Source organism: Sanguibacter suarezii NBRC 16159 (assembly GCF_001552735.1).
GTDB lineage: Bacteria > Actinomycetota > Actinomycetes > Actinomycetales > Cellulomonadaceae > Sanguibacter > Sanguibacter suarezii.
In genome coordinates, this window is sequence record NZ_BCRT01000008.1 from 62,398 (window position 1) to 80,419 (window position 18,022).

The 18,022-nt window shown below is 72.8% G+C and carries 12 protein-coding genes; 11 read left to right on the plus strand and 1 reads right to left on the minus strand.

The features are described 5' to 3' along the window. Positions 1-69 precede the first annotated feature (69 nt). From SS2_RS03835 to SS2_RS03850, 4 genes are read left to right on the plus strand one after another with little or no spacing between them, the layout of a single operon-like run. The gene (locus SS2_RS03835) at positions 70-1,542 is read left to right on the plus strand and encodes a Gfo/Idh/MocA family protein (protein ID WP_066461238.1); all 1,473 of its coding nucleotides are present in this window, start codon (positions 70-72) and stop codon (positions 1,540-1,542) included. Then, on the plus strand, positions 1,539-2,861 hold the full coding sequence (locus SS2_RS03840) for a Gfo/Idh/MocA family protein (protein WP_083941709.1): 1,323 nt from the start codon (positions 1,539-1,541) through the stop codon (positions 2,859-2,861). Before SS2_RS03835 ends, SS2_RS03840 begins: the two co-directional genes overlap by 4 nt. Then, positions 2,858-3,913 carry a DUF6807 domain-containing protein gene (locus SS2_RS03845; protein WP_083941711.1) on the plus strand — a complete coding sequence of 352 codons (1,056 nt, stop codon included), beginning with the start codon at positions 2,858-2,860 and terminating at the stop codon, positions 3,911-3,913. The genes SS2_RS03840 and SS2_RS03845 overlap by 4 nt, the downstream gene beginning before the upstream one ends. After that, a complete protein-coding gene (locus tag SS2_RS03850) occupies positions 3,910-4,707 on the plus strand; it encodes a cupin domain-containing protein (RefSeq protein ID WP_066461240.1) in 798 nt (265 codons plus the stop codon). The genes SS2_RS03845 and SS2_RS03850 overlap by 4 nt, the downstream gene beginning before the upstream one ends. A gap of 29 nt (positions 4,708-4,736) precedes the next feature. Here SS2_RS03850 and SS2_RS03855 read toward each other — a convergent pair whose 3' ends face one another. Continuing rightward, positions 4,737-4,904 carry a hypothetical protein gene (locus tag SS2_RS03855; protein WP_157607179.1) on the minus strand — a complete coding sequence of 56 codons (168 nt, stop codon included), beginning with the start codon at positions 4,902-4,904 and terminating at the stop codon, positions 4,737-4,739. 204 nt (positions 4,905-5,108) lie between these two features. Here SS2_RS03855 and SS2_RS03860 point away from each other — a divergent pair, with 204 nt between their 5' ends. The 7 genes from SS2_RS03860 to SS2_RS03890 all read left to right on the plus strand — a co-directional run bounded on the left by SS2_RS03860 (position 5,109) and on the right by SS2_RS03890 (position 18,022). Continuing rightward, a complete protein-coding gene (locus tag SS2_RS03860) occupies positions 5,109-6,119 on the plus strand; it encodes an acetylxylan esterase (RefSeq protein WP_066461243.1) in 1,011 nt (336 codons plus the stop codon). A 176-nt stretch (positions 6,120-6,295) separates the two neighbouring features. Further along, positions 6,296-6,685, plus strand: coding sequence for an FHA domain-containing protein (locus SS2_RS03865; protein ID WP_066461245.1), 390 nt, complete (start codon positions 6,296-6,298; stop codon positions 6,683-6,685). A 2-nt stretch (positions 6,686-6,687) separates the two neighbouring features. Further along, entirely contained in the window at positions 6,688-7,572 is an 885-nt protein-coding gene (locus SS2_RS03870) for a PP2C family protein-serine/threonine phosphatase (protein ID WP_066461247.1), read from the plus strand. Beyond that, the gene (locus SS2_RS03875; protein ID WP_157607180.1) at positions 7,569-8,831 is read left to right on the plus strand and encodes an FHA domain-containing protein; all 1,263 of its coding nucleotides are present in this window, start codon (positions 7,569-7,571) and stop codon (positions 8,829-8,831) included. The genes SS2_RS03870 and SS2_RS03875 overlap by 4 nt, the downstream gene beginning before the upstream one ends. After that, positions 8,828-10,837 (plus strand): serine/threonine-protein kinase, encoded by a 2,010-nt coding sequence (locus tag SS2_RS17735; protein ID WP_066461252.1) that lies wholly within the window; start codon positions 8,828-8,830, stop codon positions 10,835-10,837. Before SS2_RS03875 ends, SS2_RS17735 begins: the two co-directional genes overlap by 4 nt. After that, complete coding sequence (locus SS2_RS03885) at positions 10,834-16,965, plus strand: Ig-like domain-containing protein (RefSeq protein ID WP_083941745.1); 6,132 nt, start codon at positions 10,834-10,836, stop codon at positions 16,963-16,965. The genes SS2_RS17735 and SS2_RS03885 overlap by 4 nt, the downstream gene beginning before the upstream one ends. 61 nt (positions 16,966-17,026) lie before the next feature. Further along, positions 17,027-18,022, plus strand: coding sequence for an AAA family ATPase (locus SS2_RS03890; protein WP_066461255.1), 996 nt, complete (start codon positions 17,027-17,029; stop codon positions 18,020-18,022).

Sequence of the window (18,022 nt, forward strand, 5' to 3'; positions counted from 1 at the left end):
GGTCGACGTTGACTCCTCCGCACCGAACCGCAGTTCACCGTCGAAACGCGCCTGGAGCAGTGAGAGTCCGTGACCTCCGAGAACACCACACCCATCCGTCGTCGCTACGCCGTCACCGGCCTCGGCCACCGCAGCGCGATGTACGTGACCGCGATCCTCGGTGAGCACGCCGACGTCGCCGAGCTCGTCGCCTTCTGCGAGCCGAACCCCACCCGCCTGGCCGCTTACACCGCCATTGCCGCGCAGGCGGGGGTGACCGTCCCCGGCTACACCCCGGACGCCCTCGAGCAGATGATCCGCGAGCAGCGCGTGGACACCGTCATCATCACCACCCCCGACCACACCCACGCCCGGCTCGTGGACCGCGCGCTGCGCGCAGGGGCCGACGTCGTCGTGGAGAAGCCGCTCACCATCTCGGCCGAGGGGTGCCAGACCATCACCACGGCCGTGGCCGAGACCGGCCGCGGCGTCGTCATGACCTTCAACTACCGCTACGCCCCGCGCAACAGCGAGCTCAAGCGCGTCATTGCCTCTGGTGAGATCGGCGAGGTCACCTCGGTGCACTTCGAGTGGGTGCTGGACACCGTGCACGGCGCGGACTACTTCCGCCGCTGGCACCGCGACAAGGACAGCTCCGGCGGCCTGCTCATCCACAAGTCCAGCCACCACTTCGACCTCGTCAACTGGTGGATCGCCGACGCCCCCGAGCGCGTCTACGCCCGCGGCGGGCTCAAGGTCTACGGCGACACCTCCGTCGTCGCCCGCGAGATGGCCGACGCCGACGCCGCAGCCGGCCTGCCCCCGCGCCCCGCGCGCGGGACCGGAAGCGCGGACGGCACGCGCGGCTGGGAAGGGCGCACCGGGGACAAGTGGTCCCTCGACCTGCGCGCCGACGAGCGTCTGGCCGAGCTCTACCTCGAGGCAGAGCACCACGACGGATACATCCGTGACCAGGATGTCTTCAGCCCGGGCATCACCATCGAGGACAACCTCGCCCTCCTCGTCGACTACCGCCGCGGCGCGACCCTCACCTACTCCCTCAACGCCCACGGCCCCTGGGAGGGCTACCGGGTCACGGTCAACGGCACCAAGGGCCGTGCCGAGCTCGAGGTCGTCGAGCGTGGTTCGATCGAGTTCGACGAGCGCGGCCGCTCCATCCTCGACCCCTCCGCCACCCCCGACGCGTGGGAGGGCGACGACGTGCGCCCCTTCGGCGACACCCTCACCGTGCAGAAGCACTGGGAACGGGCGCGCCGGGTGGAGATCCCCGCCGGGATCGGCGGGCACGGCGGCGGCGACGCGATCTTGCTGCAGGACGTCTTCCGCGCACCGGTCGACGGCCCGCGGCCCGACCCGCTCGGGCGTCCGGCCGGCTACGTCGACGGCGTGCGCGCCGTCGCGGTCGGCATCTCCGGCAACTCCTCGCTGGTCAGCGGCCTGCCGGTGATCGTCGACGAGCTCAACCTGGGCATCGACATCACCGTCCCGCGCCCGGGTTCCCTGCCCGACGCCGCCCGCGCACCCGAGCAGGTGACCGCATGACCCGCGCGTACCGCGCCGCGATCGTCGGCACCGGCGGGATCGCCAACGCCCACGCCGAGGCCCTCGCCGCCGCGCCCGGGCGGGTGCGCCTGACCCACGCGGTCGACGTCGACCAGGAGCGGGCGTCGGAGTTCGCCGACCGTTGGTCGGTCCCGGGCGCGGCCCCGGTGATCGCCTCGACCGACCTCGCCGACGTCCTGGCACGCACCCGCGAGGCGGGCGAGCCGCTCGACCTCGTGCACGTGTGCACCCCGCCGCAGTCGCACTTCGCCCTCGCTGCGCAGGTGCTCGCCGCCGGCGTCGACGTGCTGCTGGAGAAGCCGCCGACACTCTCCCTGGCCGAGCTCGACCAGCTCATCGCCCTCGAGCAGGAGACCGGCGCGCACGTGGGCGTCGTCTTCCAGCACCGTTTCGGGGCGGGTGCGCAGCGGTTGCGGGCGATGCTCGACGCTGCGCCGTCGCCGCTCGGCCGCCCGCTCGTCGCGCTGTGCAACACCCTCTGGTACCGCGACGCGGAGTACTTCGCCGCGCCGTGGCGCGGTCGGTGGGACACCGAGGGCGGCGGGCCGACGATGGGTCACGGCATCCATCAGCTCGACCTGCTGCTCGCGGTGCTCGGGCCGTGGTCGGAGGTCACCGCGATGGCCGGGCGCCAGGCGCGCGAGACCGACACCGAGGACGTGTCGATGGCCGTGGTGCGCTTCGCCAACGGTGCGCTGGCCTCGGTGGTCAACTCCGTCGTCTCACCGCGCCAGACCTCGGCGCTGCGCTTCGACACCGAGCACGCCACGATCGAGCTCGAGCACCTCTACGGCTACACCGACGCTGACTGGACCTTCACCCCGGCGCCCGGGCGCGAGGACCTCAAGGAGCTGTGGACCAGCGACCCGGACGCCGCGACGTCGAGCCACTCCTCCCAGGTGCTGGCGATCCTCGACGCCCTCGATGCCGGGCTGCCGCTGCCGGTGCCTGCCACCGACGCGCGCGAGACCATCGAGCTCGTCGCCGCCCTCTACGCCTCGGCCTTCACCGGCCGCCCGGTGCGCCGCGGCGAGATCGGGCCTGGGCATCCCTTCGCTGCGGCGATGGACGGCAGCGGCGCGCCCTGGGCGCGTCCGGCCGCCGCACCGGGGACCGAGCCCGACGCCGCAGAACCTCCCGCGGTCACCGCGCCGGTGCCGACCGTGGAGGCCGCGATCATCTCCGCGACCGTGCCGCCGTCTGCGGAGACACCCCCGTCACCGGCCGCGCACATCGTCGTGCCCGCAGCAGCCGGGCTCACCGCAGCACCGACCCCTATCACCGAGGAGACCCGATGACCCGCCTCACCCTGACCGACGACGGCACGGCTCTCGCGGTCCACCTCGCCCCCGCCCCTGGCGCCCTCGGCGCACCCACCGAGCTCATCCGGTACGTCTACCGTCCCACCGACGTCCAGCTCGAGTCCCCGCGCCCCTACTTCCACCCGATCCGCACGGCCGGGGGAGACCTCGTCTCCCTGTTCCGCCCGCACGACCACGTCTGGCACAAGGGCATCGCCTGGTCGCTGCCGAACGTGGGCCCGCACAACTTCTGGGGCGGACCGACCTTCGTCAAGGGCGAGGGCTACGTCCAGCTCGACAACGACGGCTCGATGGTCCACGAAGGCTTCACCGCCGAGCGGGTCGACGACGACGGCGTCTTCGTCACCGAGTCCCTCGCCTGGTTCACCCAGGCGGGCGAGCGCGTGGTCAAGGAGGTGCGCTCCTTCTCCGTGACCGTCGCCGACCCCACCGACGCCCCCGACGCCGTCGCAGACCCCACCGACCCCGCAGCATGGGTCCTCACCTTCTCCTCCACGATGACCAACGTCTCCGGAGGGGACCTGCCCATCGGCAGCCCGACCACCAACGGCCGGGAGAACGCCGGCTACGGCGGCCTGTTCTGGCGCGGCCCGCGGTCCTTCACCGGCGGCACCATCCTCGCCCCGGACTTCGCCGGCGGCGAAGAGATCCGCGGCCAGCGCGCACCGTGGATGGGCTTCACCGGCACCCACGACGAGAGCGCCCGCCAGTCGACCCTCGTCATGGTCGACGACCGCGGCAACCCTCGCGGCCCCGCCTCCCCGGGCCAGGACCCCGAGTGGTTCGCGCGCAACGAGTGGTTCGCCTGCGTCTGCGCGACGCCGTTCTTCAGCGAGGAGATCCCCTTCGCACCCCAGGACTCCCTCACTTTCCGCTACGCGGTCGTCGTGGCCGACGGCGGCGCGGACCCCGCGCGCGGTGAGCACCTCGCCGCGCTGGGCCGCGGCGTGCTCGGGACCGAGGACCCGCAGGCAGCGCGCACGCACGGCGCCGACGACCCGCTCGCCGCGAGCACACCTGCTCGATGACCGCTCCGCCGCCCCCGGTGCACCCGTTCCCGGGCGGCACCAGCGTCTCCCACCTGCGCGTCTACGACTGGCCGACGTCGGACGGCGTCGGCGTGGTGGGCGGCGGCACCCCGCACCTGCACACCGCCTCCGACGAGGGGTACGTCGTGCTCCGCGGAGCGGGCGCCGTCCAGACGCTGGGCCCGCACGGCTATGCCGAGCACAGGCTCAGGGAGGGGTCGATGCTGTGGTTCCAGCCCGGTGTCGTGCACCGGCTGGTCAACGACGGCGACCTGGAGATCCTCGTCGTCATGTCCAACGCCGGTCTGCCCGAGGCGGGGGACGCGATCATGACCTTCCCCCCGCACGTGCTCGCCGACGCCGAGCGGTACCGGGCGGCGGCGACGCTGCCCGAGGGGCCGCCCGGGCGGGACGCGGAGATCGCCGCGGCCGCCCGCGCGCGCCGCGACCTCGCCGTCGACGGCTTCACCACCCTGCGCGACCGCGTCCTGGCCGAGGGTCCCGCCCAGCCCATGCAGGAGCTGTACGACGCCGCCGCGCGCCTGGTCCGCCACCGCGTGCCCGGGTGGCACACCACCTGGCAGGCGACGGTCGTCGCGTCGGCCCACGCCACCGACCAGGCCTTGTCCGACCTCGCCCAGGGCACCGGCCCGCACCTGGCCCGCGCCCAGATCTCAGCGACGAACGCCGACCCGGGTCTGCGCTACGGCATGTGCGGACGCCTGACCACCTGGCGCTCGTCCGCCCCCCAGCGGCCGGATGTCAGGCATGTCGGCTCGGTCGAGCAGACGTGAACGACTGCGTTGACCCGTCGCTGTCCCGATCACACGGACGGGTCCGCAGGCCCTTCGTCGCTGGGCCGCGGGGACAGGGAGGACGGCCGCTGGGTGTCACGGGCCCGACCCTTCCACATCCGGAAGGCGAGGCACAGCAGCGCGACCACCGCCAGAACCATGGCGAGCCACAGGTAGTCGTAGGCGGCATTCGCCATCCCGAGACTGATCACCAGGTCTTCTCCGTCCACGTGAAGGGTGGCCCTCCCCGGGCGAGAGCGCTCAGGAGCGGACCGATGCCACAGCGTACCGGACCGTCCCGGTATGACCGGTAGGTCTGATCGGTGGCGTCCGGCTCTGACGTAGACCCCCGCTCTCCTCGCTGTTCCCCCACCCCGCCCCACCCACGAAAGGCCCCCGCCATGCCTCAGTTCGACCTGCCGCTGCCCGAGCTCGAGGCCTACCGGCCTGACCGTGAGGAACCTGCCGACTTCGACGCGTTCTGGTTGCGGACCCTGGCCGAGCAGGACGCCGCCCACCCCCTGGAGGCGACCTTCGAGCGGGTGGACACCGGCCTGACCGAGGTGATCACCGAGGACGTGACGTACACCGGATTCGGCGGGCAGCCGATCAAGGCGTGGCTGCACCGACCGGCCCACGCGAGCGGCCCCCTGCCCACGGTGGTCACGTACATCGGCTACGGCGGCGGGCGCGGGCTCAGCCACGAGCACGTGCTGCACGCCGTCGCCGGCCGCGCGCACCTGGTCATGGACAACCGCGGCCAGGGCAGCGGCCACCAGATCGGGGACACCGGCGACGCCGGGGAGACCGGCGCGCACGCCGCCGGGTTCCTCACCTCCGGGATCGACTCACCGGACACCTACTTCTACCGGCGCATCTACGTCGACGCCGAGCGCGCCGTCCGGGTGGCCCGCAGCCACGCGAACGTGGACACGGCCGACGTCATGGTCTCCGGCGGGTCCCAGGGCGGGGCGCTCAGCCTGGCCGCGGCGGCGCTCACGGAGCTGCGCGACGGCGTCGGGCACCCGCCGCTGCGGGCCGCGATCGTGGACGTGCCCTTCCTGTCGCACGTGCGCCGCGCCTCGGTGCTGACCGACGCCTTCCCCTACGCCGAGCTGGTCCAGTACTTCCACACCCACCGCGACCGCATCGAGCAGGCCTTTGGCACGCTGAGCTATTTCGACGCGATGAACCTCGCCGCGCGGGTCACCATCCCGGGGCTGTTCTCGGTGGGGCTGATGGACCAGATCTGTCCGCCGTCCACGGTCTACGCGGCGTACAACCACTACGCCGGGAGCAAGGAGATGGTCGTCTACCCCTACAACGGCCACGAGAACGGCGGACCGTTCCAGGACGCGCAGCACCTGCGTTTCGCCGCCGCGCACCTGGGCGGCGCGCGGCTGCTGTCCTGAGCCGGCGGGAGAGGGCTGGGCCCGGCGTGACAGGCCGTCGTCGAGCGGGTGAAACAGCGGCGGTACCTGCGCATCTGGGCGATTTGCTCGGCGCGCCCGGGGTATCCTACTGAGGTCCATGCCCTTGTTCGGGTCTGACCTGGAACCCCGTGCGGGTCGACGAGAGAGAGGCCGGAATGAGCGAGCTGCGCAGCAGCGCCACCCGAGCGGTGCGACCGGCCGGCGGCCCTCACGTGGTGCTGCGCCTCTCCGACGGACGCAGCCTGCCGTTGCGGGGCATGACCCTGCTGGGCCGCCACCCCCAGCCCACCGGCGACGAGATCATCACCGACCTCATCGCCCTCGACGACCCGCGCCGCACGGTGTCCAAGACGCACCTGCTCGTAGGGATGGACGCCCGCAGCTTGTTCGTCCAAGATAGGCACTCGACCAACGGCACCATCGTCACCCTGGGCGACGGCCAGCAGATCCTGTGCGCCCCGGGCCAGACGATCCGCGTGCCCCCCGGGGCGACGGTCTCCTTCGGTGACTTCAGCTTCATCCCCGACTTCCATCAGAACGGCTGAACATGTACGCGGCATGGGGCTCGGCCACAGACACCGGGAGGGTGCGCACCCTCAACGAGGACGCCCTGGTGGCCCTGGCCCCGATCTTCCTCGTCGCCGACGGCATGGGTGGGCACGACGCCGGTGACGTCGCCAGCAGGCTCGTGGTGGAGGAGTGCTCGGTCCTGGTGGGCCGCCCCTCCGTGACGATCGAGGACCTGCAGGGCTGCTTCCAGCGCGCGGCCGCGCGCATGCGCGAGGTGCTCGCCGGGCGCAGCGCCGGCGCGACCGTGGCCGGCGCCGCGATCGCCAGGCACGACGACGCCGCGTACTGGCTGGTCTTCAACATGGGCGACTCCCGGGTGTACCGGATGGTCGACGGCGACCTCGTCCAGGTGACGGTCGACCACTCGGTGGTCCAGGAGCTCCTCGAGGCCGGCACGCTGAGCGCCGACGAGGCCTCCGTGCACGCGGACCGTCACGTGGTCACCCGCGCGCTGGCCACCGACTCTGCCTCCGAGCCGGACTACTGGATGATCCCGGCCACCCGTGACGACCGGCTGCTCATCTGCTCCGACGGTCTCACCGACGAGCTGTCCGACGCCCAGATCCAGGAGATCCTGCGCACCGAGACCGACGCCCAGGAGGCCGCGGAGGCTCTTGTCGCGGCGGCCCTGGAGGCCGGCGGCCGGGACAACGTGAGCGTCGTGGTCGTGGACGTCGCGATCGTCTGGCACGAGCTCATCGGGGACCGGACCCAGAGCCACGGCGGCGCCGACGGCACCGACGGCACTGACGGCACTGATGGTGCAGACGGTGACCAGCGCGGCCTGGACGGGCTGGCGACGGAGTGGGACGAGCAGACGCACGGGATCACCCAGCCGCGGGTGCGGGGGGCGATCGCATGATCATCCCCATGTACGTCTCCGGTGACTGGTACGCCGTGGTGACCGACGGCGCCGTCGCGCTGCTGCCGCCCACGATCTCGGAGTCCAAGCTGGCCCAAGTCTGGGACGCGCTCCGCGAGAGCGACGACCTCACGCACTCCCTCACCGCGCTGGCCCGCGGCGGTCTCGTCGGGCTGCCGCCCTTCGCGCTGGTCTCCGTGGTGCACGGGCACGTGCGCGGGTTCCTGCGCGGCGACGTGCGCCTGCTCATCACCGACGACCAGGGCACCCAGGAGCACACCGCGACCCACGTGGCCACGTGGGCAGAGATCAACGTGCCCGACGCCGCCGCGCTCACCGTCGCGGTGCCCGCGCCTCTCGTCCCGACCGGGCGCACCGTGCGGATGCCGGCGCTGGCCGCCGTCGTGCAGGCCTCCAGCGTGGAGGTGCGGCTGCGCGACGGCGAGGTCGCCGCGCCGACGCCGTCAGGTCAGCGTGAGGTGTCTGGTGCGGCCGCAGGCCGGGCGTCCGCCTTCGCGGCGCCGATGCGGGCCCCGGTCGCGCGCCGGGCGCTGCCGCCCGAGCCGGCCCGGATGATCCCCCCGGTCCCGGTGGAGCCGACTCCGGCGCCGGCACCGGCACCGGCACCAACTCCAACTCCAACTCCGGCTCCGTCCCCGGCACCGTCTCCTGTCCCGGCGATGGCCGCCGCGGTGCCCGTCGCGTCCCCGGGACCGCCGCCACCGCCGCCCGCCCCGGACGCCGCCAGCAGCGTCGGCATCGACGGCAGCGACGGTGGCAGCGACCGCAGCGATGACGACGACGACCCGTACGGCAGCACCGTGCTCAGCACCAGCCTGGTGGAGATCCGCCGGCAGATGCCGAGCTGGCCCCAGGACGAGATCCCGGGCCCCTTCGCCGTGCCCCCGGTCCCGGCTCGGGTGCCCCGGATCCGCATGTCCTCCGGACTCTCGGTCCCGCTCGACCGTGCGGTGCTCATCGGGCGCGCCCCGGTGGTCTCCCGCGTGGCCGCCCGGGACCTGCCGCGCCTGGTCACGGTGGTCAGCCCCAACCAGGACATCTCCCGCACCCACGCCCAGGTGCGCGTGGACGGAGAAGACGTGCTGGTCACCGACCTCAACTCGACCAACGGGATGTTCCTCGTGGAACCCGGCATGCCCCCGCGGCGCCTGCGCTCGGGCGAGCCGACCCCGCTCGGCCCGCACGCCGTCGTCGACCTCGGAGACGGCGTGACCTTCGCCCTGGAGAGTGACGCGTGAGCACCCGCCGCCAGCCCTCCCTCCCGCCCCGGATCCCCGGCTTCGAGTACGTCCGGCTGCTCGGCATGGGCGGCTTCGCCGACGTCTTCGAGTACCGCCAGGAGCTCCCGCGCCGCTCCGTGGCGGTCAAGGTGCTGCTCAGCGGATCCATCGAGCAGGAAGCCCGGGAGGCGTTCTTCGCCGAGGCCAACGTCATGGCCCAGCTCTCCCACCACCCCTCCATCGTCACCGTCTATCACGCTGACATCGCCGCGGACGGCCGCCCCTACCTCGTCATGGAGTACTGCTCGCGGCCGGGGTTCGGCACCCGGTACCGGATGGAGCGGTTCACCGTCGCGGAGGTGCTGCGCACCGGGATCCGGGTCGCCTCGGCCGTCGAGGCGGCGCACCACCTGGGGATCTTGCACCGCGACATCAAGCCGGCGAACATCCTCGCCACGGACTTCGGCTGGCCGGCCCTGACCGACTTCGGGATCGCCGCCACCCTCGGCTCGTCGATGGCGGCCACCGGCATGTCCATCCCGTGGTCGGCCCCGGAGCTGCTCAGCGAGCACCCGACGGGCGACGCCCGCGGCGACGTGTACTCCCTCGGCGCGACGGTGTACTCGCTGCTGGCCGGACGGTCTCCCTTCGAGATCCCCGGCAAGCCCAACACCCCCGCTGACCTGCTCTCCCGGATCGAGCGGGCCCCGCTGCCGCCGATCGATCGTGAGGACGTCCCCGCAGGCCTGGCCGCGGTGCTCGCCCGGGCGATGTCCAAGGATCCCGAGCGCCGTTTCCTCAGCGCGCTGGCCTTTGCGCACGCGCTGCAGACCGTCGAGCGCAGCATGCAGCTGCCGGTCACGAGCATCGACCTGTCCCAGGACTCCTTGCCCGAGGTCGTCGTGCCGCGGCCCGACCTCGTGCCCGGCCCGGGCGGGGCGGCGTCCGGCTCGGGCAGCTGGTCTGACAGCGCGCACCCGGCCGACCAGGCGACCCGGTTGCGTCCGGTCGTGAGCATCGACCCGCTCGGTGCCGCCGCGGCCAGCGCCGCAGCCGCCCAGCACGCGGCCGAGGTGGACGACAACGCCACCCGCCTGCGCCCGATCACCACGATCAACGCCCAGGTTGCCCCGGCTGCGACCGGTGCCGGTTCCGGGCGCCACGCCTCCGGGCACGACGGCGCCGGCCACGCCGCGGCGGTGGTCGGCGCTCCCGCCGGCACCGACGGGGCAGCCACCACGGGCCCTGCCGGCCCCGCTCCCCAGCCCGCCCCGGGGTACCCGGGCGGCAGCGAGCCGCAGGGCTACGCCCAGGGCTACCCCCAGGCTCCCGGCCACCCGGGCGCCGCCCAGCCTGGTCCCGGGCAGCCTGGCTCCGCACACCCGGGCTCTGCCCAGCCCGGTCACGCTCAGCCCACCGCACCCGGCGGCTACGGCCAGCCTTCTGGGTTGCCCCAGCACGGGTACCCGGCGCAGGCCTTCCCTGCCCAGTCCTACCCGGGCCAGCCGGCTGCGCAGGCGTTCTCGCCCTCGCAGAGCGAGCGCCACGCCCGTCACTACCCCCAGCCCGCGGACACCGAGACCGCCGAACCGGCGTCGCGCTCCACCCGGCGCACCCTCGCCACGGTGGCCAGCGCCGTCGTCGTGGTCGCGGCCCTGGGATGGGTGGGCTACCTGGCGCTGGGCGCCGGGGCGGAGGACGCCGAGACGACGCCGACCACCACCGCGACGGCGGCACCCACCCTCGTGGGAGGGACCACGGTCCCGGCCCCCGCCCAGCTGACCGGCACCAACCTGGGTGACGGCACCGCGCGTTTCACGTGGACCAACTCCGACCCCGTCGAGGGCGACAGCTACCTGTGGAAGGTCGTGGCGGCCGGTCAGACCTCCCGGGCGGAGAAGGTGGACGCCACCTCGGTCGTGGTCGACCTCCCGCCCGAGGACGACGAGGTGTGCATCGAGGTCTCCCTGGTCCGCTCGGACGGACGCGCCTCGACCACACCGGTGCAGGGCTGCAGCCGATGAGGTTCTTCACGGGGGAGACCCGCAGGGACAAGGTCCGCTCGGCGTCGGCCGTGGTGGCCGGCATCACCGTGCCCGCCGTGCTCGCGGTCCTGGCGATCATCAACCCCGGGGTGAAGATCGCCGAGGTCGACCTCAACGACGGCGCGGTGTGGGTCACCAACGCGCAAGGACTCAAGCTCGGCCGCTACAACGCGAAGGTCCAAGAGCTCAACGCTGGCCTCATCGCGACCGACCCCGGCTTCGACGTGCTGCAGGACGCCCAGACGGTGCTGCTCAGCGAACCCACCAAGCTCTCCGTCGTCGACCCTGCCTCGGTGACGCTCACGACCCAGGCGGAGATCCCCGCCCAGTCCCAGGTCTCCATGCGCGACGGCGTCGTCGCGGTGGTCGCCCCGGACGGGAAGGTGTGGGTCCGTGAGGTCGCAGCCCTGGAGTCCATCGACGCCGCGACCGACCCGGACCTCGATCTCGGCGGCGGCGCGCGCGCCGTGGTCACCACCGACGGTGCGGTGCTCGCCGTGGACCCCGCCGACGGCGCCGTGCACCGGGTGGAGACCACCGCGGACGGCGTGCAGACCACCGAGGCCGGCGTGCTCAAGGACGCCGTTGGGGTCGTGCCCGACGAGGTCACCGCCGTCGGCGACACCCTTGTCATGCGTGCCGGCTCCCGGCTCTACGGCGAGGACTGGACCCGCGACCTCGCTGACCAGGGGGGATCCCTGGTGCTGCAGCAGACCGGACCGGACAGCGGCGTCGTGCTCGCTGCGACCACCACCCGGCTGCTCAAGGTCGACCTGCGCAAGGGCAGCTCGTCGGCCATCGAGACCACCGGCAACGGTGCGCCGGCCCGCCCCGTCGCGCTCGGGGCCTGCATCTACGGCGCCTGGGCGTCGCCGACGAGGAACTACGTCCGCGAGTGCACCGACGGCCAGCCCGAGATCGACGACCTGGCGGAGCTGACCGCGTCGACGACCCTGGTGTTCCGGGTGAACCGCTCGGTCATCGTCCTCAACGACACCGCGACCGGGCGCATGTGGCTGCCCGACGACCTGCCCCAGGTGCAGAACCCCAACTGGGACGACATCCAGCAGCAGGAAGAGCCCGAGGACCGTCAGGACGAGTCCGACCAGCTCGACACCACCCAGCAGCTGCTGTCCCAGTGCACCGACCAGTCGCTGCCCCCCGGCGCCTCCGACGACGAGATCGGCGTGCGCCCGGGGCGCACAGCCATCCTTGACGTGCTGGGCAACGACACCGCGGGGGAGTGCGGCATCATCGCGATCTCCGAGTTCGACGCGATCCCGCCCGAGTTCGGCAGCATCGAGTCCATCTACGGCGGGCGTGCGCTGCAGATCGTCGTGGCCCCCGACGCCCAGGGCACCGCGACCTTCACCTACACGATCACCGACGGCCGAGGCCAGAACCCGCCGTCCACCGCGACGGTGACCCTGACCGCCCGCGACGCCTCCGAGAACAACGACCCGGTCCAGGTGCGCACCGGCGCCGCCGAGGTGGAGCAGGGCGCCTCCCTCGAGTACGACGCGCTGGCCAACTTCATGGACCCGGACGGGGACGACCTCGTCCTCGTCTCGGCGACCACGGACGGGACCGGGACGGCCCGTGCCCGCCAGGACGGCGTCGTCACCTTCATCGCCGAGGGCGACCAGCTCGGCCGCCAGACCCTCCAGCTCGTGGTGAGCGACGGCACCGCGCAGGTGGCCGGGACCATGACGGTGGACGTGCGCGCCGCCGGCTCGCTGCCGCCGACCATCGACCCGGTGCACGCGGTGACCTACGTGGGCTCCCCGGTCGAGGTCGACGTCCTGGCCTCGGTGCACAGCGCCTCCCGCGAGCCCGCGCGCCTGGCCTCGGTCGAGGAGGTCGCCGGCACGACCATCACCCCGCACCTCGACGACGGCCGGTTCGTCTTCCTGGCCACCAACCCGGGCACGTACTACGTGAGCTTCTCCGTGGTGGCCGCACCGCAGCAGACGACCGGCCTGGCGCGCATCGACGTGCGCGAGCGGCCCAGCGAACCCCTCCCGCCGGTCGCCGTGCGAGACATCGCCCTGCTGCCCTCGGGCGGCGAGGTGACGATCGACCCGCTGGTCAACGACGTCGACCCGGGCGGCGGGGTGCTCGTGCTCACCTCCTTGACCCCCCAGGACGGCTCCTCGCTGCAGGTCGCGGTGCTCGAGCACCGTCTGGTCCGCATCACCTCGCGGCTCACGCTGACCGCCCCCGAGACGGTCAGCTACGTGATCTCCAACGGCGTGGCCGAGGCCCGCGGAGAGATCCTCGTGGTGCCCGTGCAGCCCTCCGCCCAGCAGCGCGCACCCGTCGTCCACGACCTCGACGTCTCGGTGCGCACCGGCGGCGTGGTGACCATCCCGGCGCTCGCCGCGGCCTTCGACGCGGACGGCGACACCATGACCATGGTGCCGGAGCTGCCCGAACCTCTCGCCGACGGCGAGGGTCTGCTCTTCGTCTCCGGTGACACCCTGCGCTACCAGGCGCCCTCGTCGCCCATGACCGTGCGCGCCGTGTTCAGCGTGCAGGACAGCTTCGGCAACATCGGCTCCGGCTCGGTGACCATCTCCGTGCACTCCTCCGCGCCGGAGAGCAAGGCACCTCCGCGCCCCAAGGACCTCACGGCCCGGACCTTCTCCGGGGAGACCGTGCGCATCCCGGTGCCGCTGACCGGCATCGATCCCGACGGCGACGGCGTGACGCTGCTCGGCCAGGGGGACACCGCACCGACCAAGGGCCGCGTGGTCGCGGTCGGCGCGGACTGGATCGAGTACGAGGCCTTCCCCGGCGAGGCGGGCACGGACACCTTCACCTACGCCGTCGAGGACTGGGTGGGGCAGCGGTCCCTGGCGACCATCCGGGTGGGCATCGCCGCTCGCCCGGGCGACGCCATGCCCATCGTGGCGCGCAACGACGAGGTCACCGTGCAGCCCGGCCAGCGCGTGGAGGTGCGGGTGCTGCGCAACGACGTGGACCCGTCGGGGGAGGAGCTCACCCTCTCCCCGGACCTCGAGGTGCCTGCGGGCATCGTGGCCCGGGTGGACGGGCGGCGCATCGTCGTGGAGAGCCCGGACACCGTCACCGACCCGATCAGCATCGTCTACACGGTGACCAACTCCCGGGGAGGGCGCGCCTCGGCTGTGCTGACCCTCTACATCGTGGAGAACGCGGTGATCTCCGCGCCCGTCGCCCGCGACGTGACGGTCGCCCCGCTCGAGGTCGTGGACAAGTCGACGGTCGAGGTCAACGTGCTCGCGGTGGCGGAGAACCCCTCCGGGCCGTTGAGCGACCTCGCGGTGTCGGTGCCGTCCTCGCACGCCTCGGTCGCCTCGGTCACCGCCTCCGGCGGTGTCCTGGTGACGCTGACCGACCGCGCCCAGACCATCCCCTACCTGCTGACCAACACCCGGCCCGAGGCTGGCGGCGTCAAGGCCTACGCCTTCATCTCCGTCCCGGCGCTGGGCGACTTCCCGCCGGTGCTGCGCCCCAAGACCCGCGAGCTCCGCGTGGCCTCGGGGGCCGAGCTGACCATCCCCATCGCCGAGTTCGTCCAGGTCGGGACGGGCAAGACCGCCCGGATCGGGGCCGCCGGGCAGGTCAGCGCGACCCGCTCGGACGGCAGCGATCTCATCGTCGACGACGTCACGCTGCGCTACGTCTCGGCCCCCGGGTACGCCGGGCCTGCCTCGATCACCTTCCAGGTGACCGACGGCGCCTCCCGCGACGACTCCAGCGGCCGCCGCGCCACCCTCACCCTGCCGATCACCGTCTTCACCGAGGACGACTACCCGCCCACCTTCACCCCCACCACCCTGGACGTGGGTCAGGGAGACGCAGCCACCACGGTCAACCTGCTCGCCTACACCAAGGGCCCCCAGGGCGCCGACGCCGAGCAGACCTACACCTTCCGGGCGGGCGGTTCCGCGACGGCGGGCTTCTCCGTCTCCCTCGACGGCACCAGGCTCAGCGTGTCGGTGGCTGCGGACACCCCCCGCGGGACCGTCGGGTCCATGCCGCTCATCCTCGGTTACGGCCGCTCAGGGTCCATGCAGGTCGAGGTGCCCTTCCGGGTCACCGCCAGCGGCCGGGTGCTGGCCACGGCCAGCCCGTTCACCATCCTGGGCAGCGCGGGCGACGAGACCCGGGTCGACGTGCTCACCGGCTCCTCCAACCCCTTCCCCGGACAGCCGCTCACGGTCACGGGAGCCCAGGTCACCGCGGGCACCGGGACCGCCGCGGTGTCCGGGTCCTCGGTCGTGGTCCGGCCTGCGGAGGGCTTCGTCGGCGCGCTGACGGTCCGCTACCGGCTGCGGGACGCGACCAACGACCCGCTGCGTGAGGTCGAAGGCCTCATCACCGTCAACGTGCGGGACAAGCCCGCTGCGCCGACCGCCCCGCGGGTGGGTGACGTGACGAGCCAGACGGTCGTGCTGTCCTGGGACGCGCCGGTCAACAACGGTGCCCCGATCACCGGCTACCGGCTCACCCGCAACGGTGGCCAGACCACCCTGTGCGCGACGACCACCTGCACCGTGACGGGCCTGACCAACGGCACCGACTACACCTTCACCGTGTCCGCCCAGAACGCCGTGGGCTGGTCCGCGGAGTCCGCCCCGAGCGCCAAGGCCACGCCCGACGCCGTCCCCGACGTACCCGGCGCGCCGACGCTGGTCGCCGGCGACCGTCAGGTCACCGTGAGCTGGGCCGCCCCGGCGAACCAGGGCACGCCCATCACGCAGTACACCGTCATGCTGTCGAACGGGCAGACGAGGGTGGTCAACGCCACGACGGCGGCCTTCACCGGGCTGGACAACGGGACGGCCTACACCGCGCAGGTCCGCGCGCACAACGGTGCGACCCCGCCCGAAGGAGGACCGTGGAGCCGCCCGTCCGACACCGCCGTCCCCGCAGGGCTGCCCGGGGCTCCGACCGTGTCCGTGGACGGCACCTCCTCCTCGGCGCTGGGGACGTACATCAACATCCGCTGGACCGCCGCGCCGCCGAACGGCGCGCCCATCAAGAGCTACAGGGTCGCCGCCTACGCCGGTGCGTCCCTCGTCTCGGAGCAGACGGTCGGCGCCGACCAGCTCGCATGGAGCCTGTCCAACGTCACCAAGGGCGTCGACTACACCTTCCGTGTCTCGGCGTTCAACGGCGCCGGTGGCGGCACCGGATGGGGACCCGCCGGTGAGGTCACCGCGGCGTCCTTCTCCCCGCCCGGTGCACCCGGGGCCCGTCCCACGACGGCCCAGGACGGCGCGACCTTCAACAACGGGTCGGTGACCTACTCGTGGTCCGCCCCGGCCGAGACCGGCGGGCAGGGCGTGGGGATCAGCCACTACGAGCTGGGTGGCGTCAACGTCGGGAACGTGACGACGGTGACCGTCGGCAACCTGCCTGGCGGCCAGATGAGCGCTGCGCCGACGGTGCGTGCCTGCAACACCCGCGGAGACTGCGGCGAGACGACCACCCTGTCCAGCGCGACCCCGCGGACCGTGCCGATCGCACCGGTGGTCGCGATCAACCGGATCGCCGGGAACTACTCCCGGGTCGCGGTGTCGTGGAGCGTCGCGGATACCGGAGGCGCCGACCTCAACAGGTACCGCTTCCGCGTGAACGGCGGTGCGTGGCAGGAGACCAACGCCACGTCCGCGGACGTCGACTCCCCGCTGACCGGGGTGACCGTCGAGGTCCAGGCGCGCAACGCCGTCGGGTGGAGCACGGAGGGTGCGGCGTCAGGGTCGCCCTTCCAGCCTCAAGCACCCGAGGCGCCCGCGGTCACGGTCGAGGGCGTGTCCGGCGACGGCGTGGTCTCGTTCACCTGGAACGCCCCGGCCAGCCCGGGGACCTCGATCACCGGCTATGAGTTCCGCGTGTTCCTGCCCGGGGCGGACCCGGCCTGGACGGCGGCGGCACCCAACGAGGTCAACACCCGGCGGACGACCGTCACCGTGACTGCGGCGGGCACGTACCGAGTCCAGGTCAGGGCGGTCAACAGCGTGGGGGCCGGAGCGGTCGGAGAGACCTCGGCGGCCTACGCGCCTGCGGTGCCCACACCCACACCCACCCCGGACCCGGCAGGTCCCGGCGGTGGCTGACCACCACCTCGACGCCCAGCCACCCCGACTCCCACAGCCTCCACAGAAAGCAGCCCACCCGATGACACAGCAGCCCGTGACCGCCCAGGCGACCATGACCCCGGAGCAGTCGGTCTGGTTCGCCCAGACCTTCGCCACCCTCGTCGAGAACGTCGGACAGGCCGTCCTGGGCAAGACGCACGTGGTGCGCCTGGCGCTCACCGCGATGCTCGCTGAGGGGCACATCCTCCTGGAGGACGCCCCGGGCACCGGCAAGACGATGCTGGCCAAGGCCCTCGCCGCGACGGTCGACGGGACGCACAACCGCATCCAGTTCACCCCGGACCTGCTGCCCTCCGACGTCACCGGCGTGACCATCTACGACCAGAAGACCACGGCCTTCGAGTTCCACAAGGGCCCGATCTTCGCCTCGGTCGTCCTCGCCGACGAGATCAACCGCGCCTCGCCCAAGACGCAGTCCGCGCTGCTGGAGGTCATGGAGGAGTCCCGGGTGACCGTGGACGGGGTCACGCACCCGGTGGGCCGCCCGTTCATGGTGATCGCCACCCAGAACCCGATCGAGCAGGCCGGCACGTACAAGCTGCCCGAGGCCCAGCTCGACCGCTTCCTCATCAAGACCTCCCTGGGGTACCCCGACCACGCCTCGACCGTGCAGATCCTCGCCGGTGCGGCCGACCGCGACCGCACCGCGAACCTCGCGCACATCATCACCTCGGCCGCCATCGCGGACATGGCAGACATCGCCGCGACGGTCTACGTCGACGGGTCGATCAACGAGTACATCTCCCGCCTCGCCGAGGCGACCCGCACCGACGCCGAGACCCGCCTCGGTGTGAGCGTGCGCGGCTGCCTCGCCCTCGTGCGCTGCGCCAAGGTCTGGGCCGCCGCCCAGGGCCGCGCCTACGTCATCCCCGACGACGTCAAGGACCTCGCGGTCGCCGTGCTCTCCCACCGCCTCGTCCTCGACGTCGAGGCGGAGTTCTCCGGGGTGACCCAGGAGGAGATCATCGAGCGGATCATGTCCGTGACGCCGCCGCCCTCGGAGCGGGTCGCCTGA

Excerpts from the sequence above, each read along its gene's own strand:
- SS2_RS03865 (WP_066461245.1), top strand. The coding sequence starts at position 6,296 with ATGAGCGAGCTGCGCAGCAGCGCCACCCGAGCGGTGCGACCGGCCGGC.
- SS2_RS03885 (WP_083941745.1), top strand. The coding sequence starts at position 10,834 with ATGAGGTTCTTCACGGGGGAGACCCGCAGGGACAAGGTCCGCTCGGCG.
- SS2_RS03855 (WP_157607179.1), bottom strand. The coding sequence starts at position 4,904 with ATGGCGAATGCCGCCTACGACTACCTGTGGCTCGCCATGGTTCTGGCG.
- SS2_RS03840 (WP_083941709.1), top strand. The coding sequence starts at position 1,539 with ATGACCCGCGCGTACCGCGCCGCGATCGTCGGCACCGGCGGGATCGCC.
- SS2_RS03870 (WP_066461247.1), top strand. The coding sequence starts at position 6,688 with ATGTACGCGGCATGGGGCTCGGCCACAGACACCGGGAGGGTGCGCACC.
- SS2_RS03845 (WP_083941711.1), top strand. The coding sequence starts at position 2,858 with ATGACCCGCCTCACCCTGACCGACGACGGCACGGCTCTCGCGGTCCAC.
- SS2_RS03875 (WP_157607180.1), top strand. The coding sequence starts at position 7,569 with ATGATCATCCCCATGTACGTCTCCGGTGACTGGTACGCCGTGGTGACC.
- SS2_RS03890 (WP_066461255.1), top strand. The coding sequence starts at position 17,027 with ATGACACAGCAGCCCGTGACCGCCCAGGCGACCATGACCCCGGAGCAG.
- SS2_RS03860 (WP_066461243.1), top strand. The coding sequence starts at position 5,109 with ATGCCTCAGTTCGACCTGCCGCTGCCCGAGCTCGAGGCCTACCGGCCT.
- SS2_RS03850 (WP_066461240.1), top strand. The coding sequence starts at position 3,910 with ATGACCGCTCCGCCGCCCCCGGTGCACCCGTTCCCGGGCGGCACCAGC.